Origin of the sequence: Methyloglobulus morosus KoM1, assembly GCF_000496735.2 — a bacterium.
Lineage (GTDB): Bacteria > Pseudomonadota > Gammaproteobacteria > Methylococcales > Methylomonadaceae > Methyloglobulus > Methyloglobulus morosus.
In genome coordinates, this window is record NZ_AYLO01000049.1 from 1 (window position 1) to 17,582 (window position 17,582).

A 17,582-nucleotide genomic window follows, 5' to 3' on the forward strand; every position below is an offset into this window, starting at 1 on the left:
TGCTTGCTAATGAAGGTATATCTGTTCCATTATTCGGAAGAATTGATGGATTAACGTCCCTCATTACAAGCTTGCTTGTGCTGGCGACAAACTCAATAACACCATTTCCATCCGTATAGTTGGCAATAACAGTAATCTCTTTACCTGCATCGCTTCCAGCCAGGGTGTAAGTCTTACCAACTCCAACCGCTATACCATCAGCAAGCCATATATAAGTCGTATTATTAATACCATCGGGATCTTGGAGCGTATCATTAACGGTAAGAGTTTGGCCTAAAGACACAACACCCGAAATAGTAATTTGCCCAGTAGATACTTCGTCCAGGTTGTTGACGGCCAGGGTGACGGCCTGCGCGGCGGAGGCGTTGCCGGCCGCGTCGGTGGCGGTGACGGTGACGCTGTAGCTGGCCTTGGCCTCAAAGTTGGGGTTGCCGGTCAGGGTGACCGCGCCGGTGTTGGCGTCGATGCCGAACAGCGCGGCGTCGGCGCCGCCCAGGCTGTAGCTGGTGCTGCCGGTGGCGATGTCGCCGGTGTCCGTGGAGCTGGCGGTGTAGACCACCTGGCCGGCGCCGCTGTTCTCGTTGACGGCGGCGGCGAACGCGCCGGAGGTGACGGTCGGGGCGACTTCGTCCAGGTTGTTGATGGTTACTGAAATATCTTGGGTATCTGTCAATGATCCGTCACTGACTTGTACAGTCACGTCATAGACGTTATTACTGCCTGTGTCAGTGGGGAGTTCAAAATTTGGAGCAGTAAGGAACGACAATGCACCGGTAGCGCTGTTGATAGCAAATTTTGATGCGTCGACACCACCGGAGATTGAGTAAGTGAATGTTGTCGCACCATCAATATCTGTAGCGGTTACTGTAGTCACCGCAGTAGAGTTCTCTGCAATACTTGCAGTTGCTGTGGATCCGCCGCCATTGCTGGTGATTGTCGGGGCATCATTGACGGCGATGCCGGTCATGCTTTTCGTACCGGTGACCGCAGCGGCGACACCATCGCTGACACTGGTGGCGATGGTAAAGTTGCCGTTGAAATTTGCTGTCGGCGTGAAGGTCAGGCCGACCAATAAGGTATTGACATCCGCAATTGCACCACTGGCAGTCCATACGCCGGTACCTGCGTTGTAAGTCGAGGTCACAGTACCGGAGGTGGCGGTGTTCAAACTTCCGGCGGCGACATTCGACAAGGTCAAAGTGACGGTGACGTTGGCGCTGTCGACATCGCTGATGACCATGTCGGTCAGGTTGAGTGCGGTATCTTCGGTATAGGTTCCTGGGGCGCTGAGGTTAGTTGCGGTCGGGGCATCGTTTACGGCAGCCACGGTAAACGTCGCAGTTGCCTGTGGTGCATTTGCAGCAAGGCTTGCAACTTCCCCAGAACTAAGCGCCCGATTGTAGAGCGCCATAGTATCTATTTTACCATTGGCATTGAGAAAGCGGGTTGGGTCTAAATCAGACCGTGCGCCAAGATACGCACTACCCGTTGGGTCAATAGTCCCCCCCCCAGTGGCTACCGACCCTTTCAACACACCGTCAACATAAACTTGAGTGCCGAGACCAGCGGTCACGGTCAACGCATATTGATGCCATTGTCCGTCACCAATCAAGCTGCTGACATCAATGTAAGATTGCCCACTCGTGTCATTCGAATCCCATACCGTTGTAACCAATTGATTGGGTGAAGCGCCCCCTCCTGAGTAACTCGCCTCTGATAAGGCAACTTGGACGGTATTGGATAAACCCAAAGAAGGAGCGGCACCGTGACTGTAAAAGTATTGCAGTCCTGTACCGCTATTGTCATCGACCTTGAAGTTAAATGACAAAGAAAATTCGTTAGTGTACGTCACATCCGGTAAGGCTACGTAGTCATTGACACCATCAAACTGTAAAGCATCACCATAAAGTCCAGCGACTGTTGTCGGACCATTGACCAACGCTCCATTGCTGGCCCCCACACTATCTGTGGCATTGCCTTCCAAGCCCCAGTAGTGTGTCCGTCCAATAGAGCCGTCATCAACAAGATACTGGAAACTGTCGATTCCAGACCAATTGGCACTTGGGGTATAGCTAAAAGATCCGTCTGAGTTCAGCGTGAACGATGAGGAATTTGATGGGCTAGAAACTAACATCGCCGTCAGTGTGTTATTCTCTGCATCAGTGTCATTGCTCAGAACATTGCCAGTAATGGTTGTATCTTCGTTACCCGTTACATTGTCTGCATAGGCAAATGGCGCCGTGTTGGCTACGACGGCTGCGGCCTTGATCGACACTGCACCAATTGACCATTGCGCACCTAGAACTGATAAAATTGAGGCAGAGCCACTCATGGTTACGGAAGCCGCGCCTGCTTCAGTTGATGAGCTACCCAATGCCGATGTTAGCAAAGAACTGCTAGACCACTGGGAGGTTTGCCCCGAACCCGTTGTGTCCGCTAAGGTATCTGTCCAAAACTGCGCATCGATGACCACGTCGCCTGTTGCACTGGCTACGGTAACTGAACCTGTTGTATTAATGAGAGGGATCGTCGTGCCGCTATTACCGGCATAAGTACCGTAGGGCGTGGATTGATTAACACCATTGAAGGTTGATGCGCCCGCTGCTACTGCAGTATTACCTGATAATGAAACAACAACATTCGCTGTACCAACCGTAGGGTTAACTAACGCCCAGATTTCAACAGCATGATTCCCTTCGGTACGTCCGACTTGGGTCAAGGCCACGCCGCCATAGGTTACCCCATTAACGTTAGAGCCTAAATTGTCTATGGCTATCTCTACAAATAAGGCGCGGTCACTGCCGACATTTACGGTGTGTGACCAGGTTAAGCTTGTTGTATTACTGTTTGCAGCGGAAGTCACGGTGCCGTTGGATGTTACGGCGAGCACTTCCGTCCACAGGTTTTGGGTATTTACGCTAATAGCATTTTGTGTTTCGACGATGCCTGATTGGTATTCTAATTGCCAATCAGCGCCTAATGATGCAGAACCGGTCGCATCGGTAGACGCGGCCACATCGGCCCCTGTTAAACCTGACAGGTAATCGACGAAACTTTGTCCGAATTGGGTTTCGGCTACATTACAACCATAAATCAGGAAGTCGCCATTTGCGGCAAAGGCATCTCCCCAAGATTTTATCTGCGCTTGATTTTGGACTAGCGTTTGAAAATTTAATTGGTCAGTACCTAAGTCAATGTTGCCGTCGCTGCCATGCGATATTAAATGGACGGCATCTAGGTTTTGGTAGTGGGATAAGGTCTCTGTAATTTGAGCGATCCCGTCTTTGTTGCCATCCAGCAATACCACTTGAAAATTTCGACCGTCCCCTGCTTGGGAGACTATATCGTCAATAAGCTGTTGGTAATCATTAACCCTGCTATCAACAATAATTAACTCATTTCTGGTTTCGGTCAGTGACGAGTCCACCGAAGGGCAAACTTCGATTTCTGGCGAAGTTGTTTCGTTGGGTATTGTTAATGATTGCGGTAAATTAGCATCCGATTGTGCTACAGAAATTTCATTAGACTCATTTATTGCAGCACCAGAAATCACAGCAGTAACTGGAGAAGGGTTTTCATCAGGATTGGTCTGATCCGATGCGTTATTAGCATTAGCGACAGCTGGGGCATCGGATGTATTTTGGCTTTCAACTACCGGCTCAATGTTGGCATCAACATTAATGACGGTGGCTGCTGCATCGTTAGCCGGAGGGGGAGGCGCTACCGCAGCAGCACCATCAGAAAATAATTGCCGGGTTTCCAATTCCTCCAGAATCAGTTTTGATCTGTACCGGCTATTTCTCAACATTTTATTCATACAACCCTCACCTGACAACTGCCCCATAGTTTCTATAGGCACAGGTAAGTGTAATATTAATAATGACTTGATTTTGTGATTGACTGCACAATACTTGTGCAAATATTAAGGCTTGGGCAAAAATATTTAATTATTGGCCGATAGATGAAATGTTAATTTGCTTTCGCCATGTGGACGGCTTAATGTAATTCCTATCTCTGCGGACGAACGGTTCACACATAAAATAGCAACTAAAGCTGAGCATAATACTTTTGCCGCTGCTAATGTGAGTTTGGGAGGCTATTTGTCCGGTTGCTTAAGGGGCTGTTTCACAACAACAGTTGTGGAAGGAGAAGGCGTGCTGGACAAAGGGGGCGTTTCAAAATCAAATACAGCAAGACAATTGACACCGGCAATAAGTTTATCATCAGGATTCGGCAACGACATACGCACACTAAAGCTCCCGCTAGCTGGGTCGATAAGTTGGTCTACCTTGGTGACCGTTGCTGTAACGACTCTGTTGGCAGGGCGTTCTGTGCGGACTTCCACTTGCATACCTTCTTGAATTAGACCGAAATACTCTGTTGGGGCAACGAGTTCTACCCGAAGCGGGTTAACTTGCGCCAATTTCATTATCGCCCTATCGGAAACCGACTCACCCACCATGGCATAACGGTCGATGACAATCCCGTCAATTGGGCTTTTAATGGTTTTAAGCTCAAGCTGGGCTTTTGCCAACTCCAAAGCCAACGCCGCCGCTTTTTTATTCTCTTCTGCTTTTCCCAACTCTGTTTGAGCTAGAGTCACATCGGTTTCAGCCTTATCTTTTTCTGTTTTGGAAAGTGACCCTTTTTGATAAAGATCCTGAAAACGGACGCGATTGCGTAAGTTAAATGCTAACTGGGCCTTTCGATTGTCGATATCGCTGTTATTGGCCGCTTCGAATTTTGCCTGATTAAACTTAGCCATTTCGACAGATGATTCAAGTTGGGCTAAAGCCTGCCCTTTTGTTATGTGATCGCCTTTGTCGATTAATAATTTTTCTAAAACACCGGCTGTTGGACTGCTCAGTTCTACATACATTTCCGGCTTAACCAAGCAGTCCAACTGGGCAGCTAAAGATAGCTTTAACGGCATAAGAAAAAGCGCCAAAAATAAACCTACTCGTTTTAGAAAAAAAATTTTTTTATTTAGCATCTGGCTACTTTTGATCGGTAAAATGTGTTTTAGCTCGCACTGAGAAATAGGAAACCCTCTAAAAGACCCTAACTGACTGGACCTCGCCCTATCTATTATTTTAATTCTTGGGCTGGCATGTCTATAGTAAGCTTTTAATTTCTTCACATTAATAAATCAGGTCAATATTTACAATAATGTTCAATAAGTTAATAACGAACAGGGGAAGCCCATGCTTTGGCACAACGATTATTCAGATTTACCTGAAAATGCCAAAATACGCGACAACTGACGATCAAGTTTCATAACCTGTTTCCTAATCCTGCGTTGTCGCCCCTCTTTCGTTTGCTGTGGCAACCGTAAAATCACGCTTGCTAAAAAAGCCGGAATAGGGTCTGACCCACGACAAAGAAGGCTAAATACCTTAAGCATAGCGGAAGAATAAAAATGCTGAAGTGCCGGATCTTGTAGCGACAGAATAGCTTCTGCGCTACCGGGGTCGCTTTGCCTCGCACAACGGCCATAAAGTTGGCGGTCAATACGTCTGGATTCATTGCTATTTAAGGCGATGACATGCAACCCACCCAACTTGGCAACCCCTAGCCCCAACTCTATATCGGTACCTCGTCCAGCCATATTGGTTGCAACAGTGATGGCACTTTGCTGGCCTGCTTTAGCAATAATTTCCGCTTCGTACCTGTCCTGAGTTGCATTTAAAACCCGATGCGGGAATCCTGCTTGTTTAAGCCAAGCACCCACTTCTTTCGATTCTTCAACGGTAGTCGTGCCAATAAGTATAGGCCGGTTCTGTTGGTAAAGCCCTGAAATTCGCGCAAGTAATGCCGCCTTTTTATTTTCCAACGTATTGTAAATGCGTTCCTGCATCATTATCCGTTTTGAAGGCGTGTGCGATTGGACTTTGATTGTTTGCAACCCATAAACACTGTGCATTTCTGATGAAACTTCCTTGAGCGTACCGGACGTACCCGCGAGGCGTAGGTAGCGAATGAAGAAATTTTGGTAACTAATCCGTGCTATCGTTTCCCGTTGTTCCGTAATACGGCATCCTTCCTTTGCTTCGATCATTTGATGCAAGCCTTGCTCCCAAGAACGGTCGGACATTATACGTCCCGTAAACTCATCTACAATCTGTATCTTATCCCCTTGAACTACATAATGTTTGTCTTTTTTGTAGGAGTAATTGGCGGTTAACGCTTGAATAACCAGCATTTCCCGCTTATGTTTGTGTTGCCAATGTTTGGGCAATCCTGAAATCTTGTTGGCCAGTTTGTCCTCGCCTTGCTGAGTCAATTCGATTTTTCGAGTTTTGCTGTCTACGGTATAGTCATCGTTGATTGTTAATGTGGTTGCCAAATACAAAGCATCACTGTACGTTTCTGGGCCGTATTCGTTAGGTTTTGATTGCGTGATAATCAGCGGTGTTTTAGCTTCATCAATAAGTACGCTATCGGCTTCATCAATTAATGCGAAACATAGGCCTTTCAATAGGAGTGGGTCGCCACTATCCTTTTCCAATTCATGCTGAATTTGTCGGAATTGGAGCTTGAGAAAGCCAATGTCTTTGCCCATTTCTATCCTATCCCGAAGATAATCGAAGGCGATTTGCTTGTTGGTGGTATGTACAATGTGGCATTGGTAGTTAACCCTGCGTTGTTTCTTCTCCATGCCATCAATGACAGGAGCCGCTGTCAAACCGAGACGTTGATACAATGGCTGCATAATTTCCGCATCCCTAGCGGCCAGATAATCATTGGCGGTTATCACATGGACGGGAATGCCCGCCATCGCCGCAGTACAGGCAGGCAAGGCCGTTGTCAGGGTTTTCCCCTCCCCTGTTGCCATTTCTGCCAGCATCCCATTAATCATGATCCAGCCGCCGTATAGCTGGACGTCATAATGCCGTTTTCCTAAAGTCCTGGCTGCAGTTTCCCGAATGGTCGCAAAAGCCTGTGCCATCAGTTCGGTTGTCAATCCAAAGCGTACCAGCTTTTCTTTGAGTCCGAATATATGTACCGTCAAATCTGCTTCGGAATATTCGGTTAATGGTTTTTCATATTTTGCGATTCTGCTAACTATTTGATTTTGATTAAACCGATGCCGGGTGAATGGCTGATAAAGCTTTTCAAAAAGGATAGAGACGGCCTGCTCAAATTCGGATAAATCGGTTTCTTTTTTTTGTGGATAACACCCTAACCGGAACCCTGGCTTAAGTAGATTTTCAGACATTAAAATGCCTCAGGAACGCCTGCCTGATGCGACGATACCATTGCGTTGATAAGGTTTCTCCACCATGATTGATCCTTACATAGGCACGCGTCCCAATCGGGACGTTATTATCTTTTGGATTAAATTTCAGGTCGATCCAGAATATTTTCTGTAAGGTTGCTAATTCTTTGTTATTGTTTGGGTCTATTTGGATTTTTCCACCTCCAATCGTAGCCAGTGCAGGGTTTGGCAGCCTGTTTGTCGCTTCCGGAGTCTGCCTGATTACAATGGCGTCGTATTGATGGTTAGGATCGTTGCTAAGCCTAACCTTAATATCGACGATACCTTCCCTCACTAAACCTATATCATCTTGTGTGACTACGGCACGTATAGTCGGTGGATTGTCGTCCAAAATATAGCCAATCAGTTCGCCATGATGGATGTAGCGCCCAGGTAAATCATTCTCTTCAGGTATCAGAATACGTCCGCTTTGGGACGCTTTAATCGTCATCGACTTGATTTTCGTATTGATATGGTCGAGTTGAGATTCGGCAATGTGCAGCTCTTCTTTGAGAATATTGGCTTTGACAAGGTCGGTCTCTCTTTCCGCTCGGAATTGACTCCGTAATTCCGCCAATTTAGCCCGTGCAATCCGTGCTTTTGATTCCAGCATGTCATCATTCATCAACAGGACTACGTCACCTTTGTTGACTGGTTGAGTTGAATGCGTTTGTAACGATCCTATAAATCCGTCATGTTCAGCCTTGATCAGTGCTTCATCTGGCAACCAGACGACGCCCTCAGTCACTATGTAGGAAGTCATCGGCATGAAACCCACTAAACCTACGGCCATTAAACCCAGCACGGCTGTTGTCAAAGCGGCTTTAGTCCTTTTTTTGTCCAAAACGGGGTTTGTGACAACAAATAATAAGGCTTTATAAAGCGGCAAAAGGAGTTGGATAGCGACTAACCAAACGGCCAACAATACCCCCACTGTGAAATATTTTTCTGTCACATAAACACAGACGAACCAGAGCATACTCATACGGTAAAGCATCGAGGAAATGCTGTAGGTTATGAACCAGAAAGTTTCACCGGACGCGGTAGCAGGGGAGATGGCATTGGCCAAACCCAATAAGTAACGCTGGAAAAAATAACGCCAATATTGCGCAGACCGTTGGAACAGGTTGGGTATCCCTAAAGCATCAGCCAAGATGTAATACCCGTCGTATTTTAAAAGTGGGTTAGCATTAAAAAAAAATGATGAAACGCCCCCTATGAGCAGCGCATTGAAGCCGATGTCTTGAATAAAACCCGGTTCTGCACTTATAAATAGCAATAAGCCCAGCGCAGCCAAAAACGTCTCGACCAATATTCCAGCGGCGCTGACCAGCATACGGTCATATTTATTGCGAAAATTACTCGAACTGGATACATTGACATAGGGAACAGGCATAAACATCATGAAGTTAATGCCCATTTCGTGGACTTCTCCGCCATTAAGCTTTGTAGCAAAAGCATGACCTAACTCATGAACCATTTTTATCAGCGGGTACAGTAAAAACAAGGTCAAAAAATTATAGGGCGATCCTGTGTTGACATCTAAATGGTTGGTTATTTTTCCCCAATTCGTCACAGCCTGAAGCGATGCAAAAATAACGACAAGTAACCAGATTATTCCCATAGGGTAGCTAAACAGGTACCTCACTTTGTTCAAATGTTTAGCCAGGAACTCTTCTGGATCCCATAGCGGGAGCTTCTGGGAAATCGGATTAATAAGCTGTTGCTTGAGCTTTATATTTTTTGTAACGGCTTGGCGTTCAAAAAGTTCTTCAATGTTAGCTAGGACATCCGTTTGCATTAAGTCTGCATTGTACAACTGCCCCATTAACTGAATAATCTCCTCTTGCCCAGGCGCAAAATCGCCGAGTTGCTTACTTAGATAGTCAGAAATTTCCTGCACAGTTTGTTTGCCATCAAGAAGGCCGATGAACTGATACGCAGCAGGATTGAATCGGTGATTACGGCCCGTGCCTTTATCCTCGATGATATACCAGATGAGTCCCCGATAGTCATGGCGGTGAATTTCAATATGGCTGTGGAGCTTAGGTTTTAAATTGGCGACGCGATACCAGTGGGTGCTGTATAAATCTTCACTCATGACGCTAGCAGCCCGTCAAAATGACCAAGACCAGAACCAAAGACGCAGCCAATCCATCAGCTCGTGCGTCCAAATCCATAGTAAATTCTGGCGTCCAACATTGATTTTACCGATACCTTCCATACCGGGCCTGAGCAAATCAGGGGCGTTGTCGAGGCTGGCTTCGACCCTGAAAATATTTTCTTTATTGTCGACTTTAGCTACCGCCGTGATTTTTTGTACCGTTAACATGAATTTACGTTCTGGCATGCTCGATAATGCCAACAAACCTTTTTGACCGACTTGCACGAAGGAAATCAAGCGTTCGTCAACCTTTAGGATGATGCGATAACCTTCTAGCGGTGCGATTTTGAACAGCGTATCACCACGTTCAACCGGAGAGCCCAGCATTTGGCTTAGGTCGCCCTCAATAACGACACTGTCAAAGGGTGCTGTCAGCGATATTTTCTGTAATTGTTGTTGAGTCAACTCCATTTCAGCGGCCGCTTGGTCAATTTCTGCGCTGATGACTCGAACCTTGACAAGGTCGCTTGTCGAAAGGGCTTCACGGTATTCACGACGGAACTTTTGAAGTTGCCCATTAAGCTTACCCAGTTCCAACTGCAATTCGGCATCATCAAGGCTTGCCATTAAATCGCCTTTACGGACGGTGTCGCCTGCCCTCACCGAGGCGGATATCAGGAAGCCATCTATCGGTGCTGGGATTACACGTTGCATTCTACCTTCCAAAACAGCGTCGGCAGTCACCTGGAAATTACCTTTTAACAGCCCCATTGCCAACAATAAAGTTGTCAGGCACAGGGCCGCCAATTTTGTTTTTAGGTGCTTAAAGCCCAATAATCCTATCAGTCGTCTATGGAGCGTTTTAAAGATTTTTGTTGTGAGCGCCAGTTCATCCTGTTTTTTTAGGTATAAAAAAGGGGTGATCAATAATATTGTTTGTTTAAGTAAGTTTATTTCTCCTAAATCAAATGGTTGATCTTCATTGCGCGATAACATCAGTGCACCAAAGATGTCACTTTTATTTATCATGGGTATCGTTAGTAGGGAGCCAGAACCAAACTTGCGGGCAAGTTCCTGATGGGCTCTTGTAATGGCAACAGTCTGCGTATTGGGGAATACAATAAGATTATCTTGTTCAATGGCCTCATCCATCACGTCGGCTGTTTTCTGCATGAAATTAGAGCGCACATCGAACTGTGCACTGTTCGATATAGCGACAACCTTACAATGCCTGTTTTCATATTCACCCAGTGCCACCCGTTCACAATGCAGTGACTGTGTCATTTCCGATACCAGTGCTATCAGCATTTCACGGTAACTTTTTTGCTCAAAGCAGGTTGTCAGTAAATTAATGACTGACGCATAAAAGCCTTTCTGTTGATACTGACTGGGATTTGCCAGGGCTAGCCATTGCGTACCTTGCTGTAAGGTTTTGAAAATAGCTTCTTCTTGCAGTCCTGTCGGGGAATGTTTGATTTTAAGTATGATAATTCCCGAGAATACTGCTTCGATAAGCACAGGCAATGCGAAATAATCGTATTGGTTTTTATCAACCTGTTGTACGTTAAGGACGCTAACTGGTTCATTTTTAACCAGCGCATATTTAATGATTTGGGCAAAGTCATCAAACTCAGTCAGATTTTCAGGCCATTTTGCAATAGGCTGGATGGTTTGATTGTTACTATTCTGCGTCACAAAAATCGCAGAATGTGTTTCAGGCAAGGTTTTTTGAAGAATATTCAGCCACAATTGGGCAAAATTGCATTCCATGGCCTATGCTTCCATGCTATCCATAGGCGACATGCTATAAAAGTTGGGTGGACACAGCATTTCAAAAACGTGGTCAACGTTATTGGCGACTTCCGCAACAATCACTTTTTCAAAGTTGTCAGGGATAGCCGCGCGTTGTTGATGGCTAACCAGCATATGACTCGCATGCCTATTGAAATAATCAGGGTCTTCACAAAATTGATGAACTAGATTTAAAATAATTGTACCGCCTTGAAAAAGCTTTTTGGCTTGTTCAGGATACAAATGGTGTTCTATTGAATGCGTATAAACTTCAGGTAAATGCCATTGATGCAACAATGCTGAGCCTAGTTGACAGTAATCAAAGCCAAAATATTCACGCTCCACTTTGTCAATCGGGCGCTTCTGCTCCTGACTCTCCAACAAGGCTGTTAGTGCTAATTCAGGTGTTTTAACAAACATGGCTGCATGACCGATTTCCAGCAAAAGCCCCAATGCGAAATATCGATTGCACGCAGGTAGTCGACAAATTGTGGCAATGCTGCGTGAGACAATGCCACACTTAACGCCATGAAGCCAAAAACTTTTATAATTCAACACTTGTTCGGGGATATTGTAAAAAGTTCGCATGCACAAGCTGCACAGTATCAGGTCATGAAGCTGAATTACTCCGATTAAACTTATCGCATCATACAAATCGTCGGCTTTTCTATTAAAACCGAAAAATTTACTGTTCGCGATCCGTATTATACGGATCGCCAAGATGGAGTCTGCCTGCACAAGATCGACATAATCACCAATTTTAGCGCCTGGATTTTCCATCAAACTCCTAATTTCCAGATAAACGTCCGGCATTGAGATTTTCTCAGCAAGATCGCAGATAAATTCATGTTCGACTTTCATGGCATTTTATTGAGGATTAAGGCAAATAAAAAATTCAGGCAATCACTAAACTTAATTTTGAGGAGCTGTTGGAAAAGTCGACATCAACACCCGAATTGGATAATACTCAGGGCACTGGTTCCATGCAACCAAAGAAAACAATCCCAACTATTTTAATTTGTGAACTTCATTACTAACAGGCTTCTCGATGCCTGCAATTTATTATATTTTTGTCACGCCGAGCTTACTTGCCATTGACTAGCTCTGCATATATTGCCAGCGAGGCCCGCAGTTTTGCCCCTTGGCTCTCTCGGGTGTCTTGCATCCAATGGGCAACGTGCATCGCTTTGGCCTCCCGTTCCCATTTTGAGGCGGCCTCTTCGTCGCCCGCCCCGATAGCCGCTTCCCACAGGGTGGCAATTAACCAGTAGCGTTTTTTTTCCATGTCTTTTTTCTTTTTTTCATCGGGCGGCATTGTTTCCTCTTCGGCTTCCATGCCATCGAGTAACGGCGCGGTATAACGAATGACGTCCTGGTACACTCTTTTTGCGATAATGGCATCTGCAGTCGCCTCGTCTTTATTGCCGTTTTTTAGTTTTTCCACGGCGCGTACATTCAGCAGATAAGACAAATTAATGCCATTATAGTGATCCTGTTTTATGTAAAACCCCCGCTCGTAAGCTTTGATACTTTCGTCCAGATATTCCGGTTTGCCCGTTTCTTCCCACAAGCGTTTATGCACCGCCCCCCACAGTCCTAATGTTTCTGGGTTATTGGAAGTTTTCGGCGCCAGTTCTTGCAGTATCTCATGGGCGCTTTTCAAAGCTTCAAGCACTGAAGGTTGCTCGCTTTTGTAAGTTGCCAATGCCAATTTCTGTAAGACAAAAGAATCATTTGGGTGAAGTTTCCTGACCTCTTCAAGGAGCGGCCGTGCCGTCAAAAAATCACCGGCATTGATTTTATCAATGGCAACATCCAGCAAGACCTTTGCGCTTGGATTATTTTCACCGGTAGTTTTTGTCACTTCGGCTGAAGTAGGGGCGACGGATATTGTTGGCTGCTGAGAAGAGTTTGATACCACATGATTGACCTGAGGCGGTCGTAATTGAGGTAAATAGATATACACAGGGCTGTCATTATCCTTGTCTTTAGCATTCAATATAGCCTGAATTGCCGTTTTCAACACTTCTGTAAAGCGTTCCGCTTCGCTGCTGCCGATATCTTCGCCTAAGTGCTTATATTGGCGGATAACTACATGATTTACATCAAAAGGGGACTTGAACTTATCATCTGCTATGACGATAGTTGTGTAAGGCTTTAAGGCATAGCGTACACCCAATTCGAAAGCGGCATTCACGTTGTATGTCGATAAGTCGGCAATGACCAAGTCAGCATTCAACAAACGCTCATACATAGGCACATCGATGATTCCGGAATGGATAATTTCATCGGCCCGCACACATTCAACACCCGCCGCTTCAACAGCCCGTTTTATAACTTTATAAGAAGCATTCAGGTCGAGCTCTCGACCTTCGATATAATCCCTTTTCGTGCCAAAGCCTTGCACGACAAAACAACTTGGTTTCTTGTTTTCCATAGTATTTTCTCCGTTTGATTAGATAAACCCTTGAAAATGAGTTGTATTGATATGGTGTTTGGCGTATTCGATACCTACCCGTTGAATTTGTGAGATATTCTCAACGGAATCCATTTGCTGCATTTTGGCCGGGTCGATATCTGATATGCCGATAGCCTTTAAGCCTTCAAGAGTAACATCGGGATCGTAACGCATATAAGTAAAGAGTTTAGGTCCGGTAAAATTATGATCGCTTTGGGATGGCATGACCATATCGCCAAACTCATGGTCTATAACGCCGCCATGGCGGCATTCGCCTAATACTCGGCAAGTCATGTCCCAACCGGCGGTGGCGGCGTTCATGAGGGCGGAAGGAATGTTCTGGGCAAAGTGGATTAAATTCATATCATCCAATCCGAGGTTAGGACTCGCTTTGGAGGCATTTCCAGTACCTATCGAAACAATCAACAAGTTATCGCTACCCGTTGGCCAATTAACGGCATACGGTTTAGTCGTTGCCATCTGGAAAGCGAGATAGGCGGGATTGTTATAGGTAGTCACGCCGCCGTCGACGAAAATGAAGTTGTACTCTTCGGGTGTACCTTCGGCGAAAGTGATGATTTCCGGTGGGAAATAGGTCGGTGCGGCAGTGCTGGCACGCACTAATCGCCATAACGGCAAGTTGAGATTGCAATCTTTACGTTGACGGTCATTGTATTTGGCATAAGGGTTGTTGGAAACCGGCCAAGGCGAATCGGTGTTGTGGTTACGCATCACCATCATCAACAAGGTTTTTAAGTGCTCACTACCTAACTTAGCATCGGTTTCGTTAAGTTGCTCATTAAAAGCTGCACGCAGTTGCTTGGCCAAGGGTTCGTCGTTATAGTTGAATTTCAACCGATTCAATAACGAAGCCTTGTCAAACATCTGTTTGCCACTGTTGACATAGAATTGCCGGACCTTAGCCATCGACATGCCGCTGGCAATACAAGTGGCAATAATTGCACCGGTGCTGGTGCCACAAACGAAATCGAAATAATCGGCGAGTACGAAGTTCTGGTCTTTGCCCAATTTAGCGCGCAAATCGGTTTCGATTTTCGCCAGGATTTCCACGCTCATCAAACCCAGGATACCACCGCCGTCGCAAGCGAGGATTTTCTTGGGGCCGGGGGCTTTCATACGGTTTTCAAGGTATTGGTTCATGCGATGCTCCTGTTATGGGGGATTGAAAACATATACTGAGATGGTAACAACAAGTAATTGATTTTAAAAAATGGTTAAGCCATAAACTACGTCATTCCGGCAGGGATTGGCGGCTAGGATCCCTTGCCCTCTACCTCACCTCACTGCCCGTGGAGGTCGCCGTAACCCGAAAGCCAAGGATAGCAAAATATGTACCCTAACCTCGACCTGAAGCCCATTCTTCTTCGCTAAAGAAAATCTCGAAATCCTGTCCAGACAAGCGCGAGCCAAATCTGAAACGTAGCCCTGTGCCCCTTTGGGAAGTGATCCGGCCTTGAACGAAATAAAAAAAATCGTAGCCGAAAATGTATGGACAATTGAGGTTATGTGTTTTATCGGTAGATGGTGACTTGATTTAGCTATATCGGCACTTACCATAACCTTCTCGTATCCAGCCAAATGACTTGTCCGGTGCTTTTCTTAACTTCAGCCGCCAAGTGTGCGGTACCGCCTGGGCCGTCGCTGCCGCCACCATTCCATAGGCAGATAAAACGCAATTTTTCCGATCCATAGGCCAGCGCGGTCTGGAGTAGCCAAAGGTTACAGCGTTCGAATGGATCGGTAATGACAGTATTCAGTTCATTTGGCATACATAAGACGGGTTGGGTCAATTTGGCTTTGACCGCAAGGTAGCGGCTGTACCAGTCGCCTTCAGCAGACGCTATGGAACGTTCGATAAATTCCGGTTCAGGAAAAGGTTGCAACAGCTGCAGTTTGACACCACGCATCTGGCAAGCTTCGGCAAAAATGAGGTCGCCGCCGCTAGCGCCTTGGGTCAGCGCTAAGTCTTCATGGCCGGTACTGAGTTGATCCAAAACCTTGGCGATTTCAACTTCCGCAATGGGAACTTTTTCCAAGGGGAATCGTGGTATGGGGCGATCGGGCGCATCCACCATGTGACCGGAGAACAGCAAGACCTGCCGAGGCTGCGAGGGCTCCAAGGCATCCTCCCTTTGTGTCTTTAATTGTTGGGCCCCTTTTACCATATCAAAAAAATCGCCTTTCGCTTTTTGCCAAGCTTAATAATTACTGTTCCGTTGGAGCTACGTATCCATGCCACCGTAAGTCCGTATGTGATATCGATGGAAAAATAGAAAGGGCGTGGTTCTGCTTCCGCCTCTTCTTTGGATTTGCCTATTGAGTGGACTGCGAATATCTTCCGGTTCATTCATTAAACAGGCAGCAGGGGCAGCTCTGTATGCCTGGGCAGGGCAAAACGCCGTCAGATAGGACAACGGGGCTTCTGAATCTAAAAAATCGCTCAACTGGGTGTTTGTGAAATCCGGACAAGATCAATTTTTAGCTACGATTGCTTGGCAATTCAGCAACGTCATCGCTTTCCACTGGGCTGTTTTGGGCTAATGATTGCGGTTCTTGGGTTTTGGTTTGAAACTGCCAAAATAATTGCTGCTCTTCGGCAAGGATGGTTTCCACTCGTTCCACCAACTGACGGTAGGCAACATCTTCATCGGGTGCGTTTGCGTAGATATCAGCATTATTGATAAACAGCCGATACTCGCGCTGCATGTTTTCGGAGGCTTTTCGATAGCCTTGCCAAGTTTCACCGGGCTGTAACAACGTATCAAGCGCGCGCAACACCGAAACAGAAGCGCCTAAAGCAGCGGTAATATACCTGACCCAAGCAGCTGCCTCGACCACTTGCAAGCATGAAATGGTAGCACCAAGAACAATGATGGAAATAGCAAGGAACAAATGCCATTTCTTTTGCTTACCCGCCTTTGTCGAATACCACTCATTCTGGTTCTTCAGGACAGTCTGGAAGAAGTAGTCAGCCCTCCCCATACGGCTCTCGATAGGCACAATCCAATCGGGTTTATCGTACGTTAAAATGGATTCATTTGACATTTTTAGTCCCTCTTTTCAAATGATTATGAATTGCGGCATTTTTATTGAAGTATAGCATCGGGCATGTTAGAGCTTGTCAATTAATAAATTTGTCTCGTAACATCGGGCAACGAACGGCACAATAAAATGATTGGTTGCTAAGCGAATTACTCTGAAACTTTTATTCTGTAAGAGATTTTAATGTTTGCACGTGCAACCCTTCCCTAAGAAATACTTGCTTTCAAAATGCTTTCAAATTTTTCGGCATAACCTTTAATAAGGTCACATTGGTCAAGTCCGTTAATGATCCTGCGCGCGTTTTTATAATCACACGTAGTGCCTGAAATATAATCATGTAGTTTTTTACCCGTAAACGTTCCGTTGCGCATTCCGTAAGACATGATGCCGTAGGCAACAGCAGGAATCAATGCGTTATCGGGATAGTCAACCAAATTTTGGTCTGCTGGCAATTGCAGGGCCTTGCTCAACTTGTCATAATTGGCGCGGCCAGTAATTTGCACGTAACCGCGGCCTCGGTATTTCCATCCATCACCCATTACCGTATTCCCTAACCGTTTACCAATTGCCGTTCCAGCCTCATATTTACTGCAATAAGCTTTATTCCCGCGTTCGGTAATCGGCTGCCAGGTATTGGCGCATTCATGCTTTACAGTTGCTAACATATACGCTGCCCAACGCAAATCGGTTATTTCCGGGTCTGCTTCCATTTGTCTACCGAGCAACTCAATCCCGGTGACCATATCTTGTTTTATATTCCCGAAGGCGCTGCGATATCCGTTAAAAAATGCCGTATGGTTTATGATCATGGAATTCTCCTTGTTGCTGAATATATGTTTCTATATTTAATTGCCTTATCCCTTCGCTAGACATATTGCTCGGAAACAATAACTTTCTATAAAACTTAG

11 protein-coding genes are annotated in these 17,582 nt (G+C 45.9%); all 11 read right to left on the reverse strand.

Annotated elements, in window-relative coordinates:
* Window positions 1–3,817, reverse strand: a 3,817-nt coding sequence (locus MGMO_RS06665) for a DUF4347 domain-containing protein (RefSeq protein ID WP_036307174.1), incomplete at its 3' end; no start/stop codon positions are given.
* 279 nt (window positions 3,818–4,096) lie between these two features.
* Window positions 4,097–5,140 (reverse strand): efflux RND transporter periplasmic adaptor subunit, encoded by a 1,044-nt coding sequence (locus tag MGMO_RS06670; protein ID WP_152976307.1) that lies wholly within the window; start codon window positions 5,138–5,140, stop codon window positions 4,097–4,099.
* A gap of 81 nt (window positions 5,141–5,221) precedes the next feature.
* Window positions 5,222–7,219 carry a preprotein translocase subunit SecA gene (locus MGMO_RS06675; protein WP_023494276.1) on the reverse strand — a complete coding sequence of 666 codons (1,998 nt, stop codon included), beginning with the start codon at window positions 7,217–7,219 and terminating at the stop codon, window positions 5,222–5,224.
* Window positions 7,212–9,359, reverse strand: coding sequence for an efflux RND transporter periplasmic adaptor subunit (locus MGMO_RS06680; RefSeq protein WP_023494277.1), 2,148 nt, complete (start codon window positions 9,357–9,359; stop codon window positions 7,212–7,214). The genes MGMO_RS06675 and MGMO_RS06680 overlap by 8 nt, the downstream gene beginning before the upstream one ends.
* A 15-nt stretch (window positions 9,360–9,374) precedes the next feature.
* Window positions 9,375–11,132 (reverse strand): HlyD family efflux transporter periplasmic adaptor subunit, encoded by a 1,758-nt coding sequence (locus tag MGMO_RS06685; protein WP_023494278.1) that lies wholly within the window; start codon window positions 11,130–11,132, stop codon window positions 9,375–9,377.
* A gap of 3 nt (window positions 11,133–11,135) precedes the next feature.
* A complete protein-coding gene (locus MGMO_RS06690; protein ID WP_023494279.1) occupies window positions 11,136–12,014 on the reverse strand; it encodes an HDOD domain-containing protein in 879 nt (292 codons plus the stop codon).
* Window positions 12,015–12,237: 223 nt separating this feature from the next.
* The gene (locus MGMO_RS06695) at window positions 12,238–13,590 is read right to left on the reverse strand and encodes a TRAFs-binding domain-containing protein (protein ID WP_023494280.1); all 1,353 of its coding nucleotides are present in this window, start codon (window positions 13,588–13,590) and stop codon (window positions 12,238–12,240) included.
* 18 nt (window positions 13,591–13,608) lie between these two features.
* The gene (locus tag MGMO_RS06700) at window positions 13,609–14,772 is read right to left on the reverse strand and encodes a patatin-like phospholipase family protein (protein ID WP_023494281.1); all 1,164 of its coding nucleotides are present in this window, start codon (window positions 14,770–14,772) and stop codon (window positions 13,609–13,611) included.
* Between the two features lie 410 nt (window positions 14,773–15,182).
* On the reverse strand, window positions 15,183–15,797 hold the full coding sequence (locus MGMO_RS06710) for a hypothetical protein (RefSeq protein ID WP_023494282.1): 615 nt from the start codon (window positions 15,795–15,797) through the stop codon (window positions 15,183–15,185).
* A gap of 313 nt (window positions 15,798–16,110) precedes the next feature.
* A complete protein-coding gene (locus MGMO_RS06720; RefSeq protein WP_023494283.1) occupies window positions 16,111–16,677 on the reverse strand; it encodes a DUF4231 domain-containing protein in 567 nt (188 codons plus the stop codon).
* 203 nt (window positions 16,678–16,880) lie between these two features.
* Entirely contained in the window at window positions 16,881–17,483 is a 603-nt protein-coding gene (locus MGMO_RS06725) for a hypothetical protein (protein WP_023494284.1), read from the reverse strand.
* Window positions 17,484–17,582: the final 99 nt, after the last annotated feature.

Coding starts and splice junctions, on each gene's coding strand:
- MGMO_RS06675 (WP_023494276.1), bottom strand. CDS start 7,219: ATGTCTGAAAATCTACTTAAGCCAGGGTTCCGGTTAGGGTGTTATCCA.
- MGMO_RS06680 (WP_023494277.1), bottom strand. CDS start 9,359: ATGAGTGAAGATTTATACAGCACCCACTGGTATCGCGTCGCCAATTTA.
- MGMO_RS06685 (WP_023494278.1), bottom strand. CDS start 11,132: ATGGAATGCAATTTTGCCCAATTGTGGCTGAATATTCTTCAAAAAACC.
- MGMO_RS06690 (WP_023494279.1), bottom strand. CDS start 12,014: ATGAAAGTCGAACATGAATTTATCTGCGATCTTGCTGAGAAAATCTCA.
- MGMO_RS06695 (WP_023494280.1), bottom strand. CDS start 13,590: ATGGAAAACAAGAAACCAAGTTGTTTTGTCGTGCAAGGCTTTGGCACG.
- MGMO_RS06700 (WP_023494281.1), bottom strand. CDS start 14,772: ATGAACCAATACCTTGAAAACCGTATGAAAGCCCCCGGCCCCAAGAAA.
- MGMO_RS06710 (WP_023494282.1), bottom strand. CDS start 15,797: ATGGTAAAAGGGGCCCAACAATTAAAGACACAAAGGGAGGATGCCTTG.
- MGMO_RS06720 (WP_023494283.1), bottom strand. CDS start 16,677: ATGTCAAATGAATCCATTTTAACGTACGATAAACCCGATTGGATTGTG.
- MGMO_RS06725 (WP_023494284.1), bottom strand. CDS start 17,483: ATGATCATAAACCATACGGCATTTTTTAACGGATATCGCAGCGCCTTC.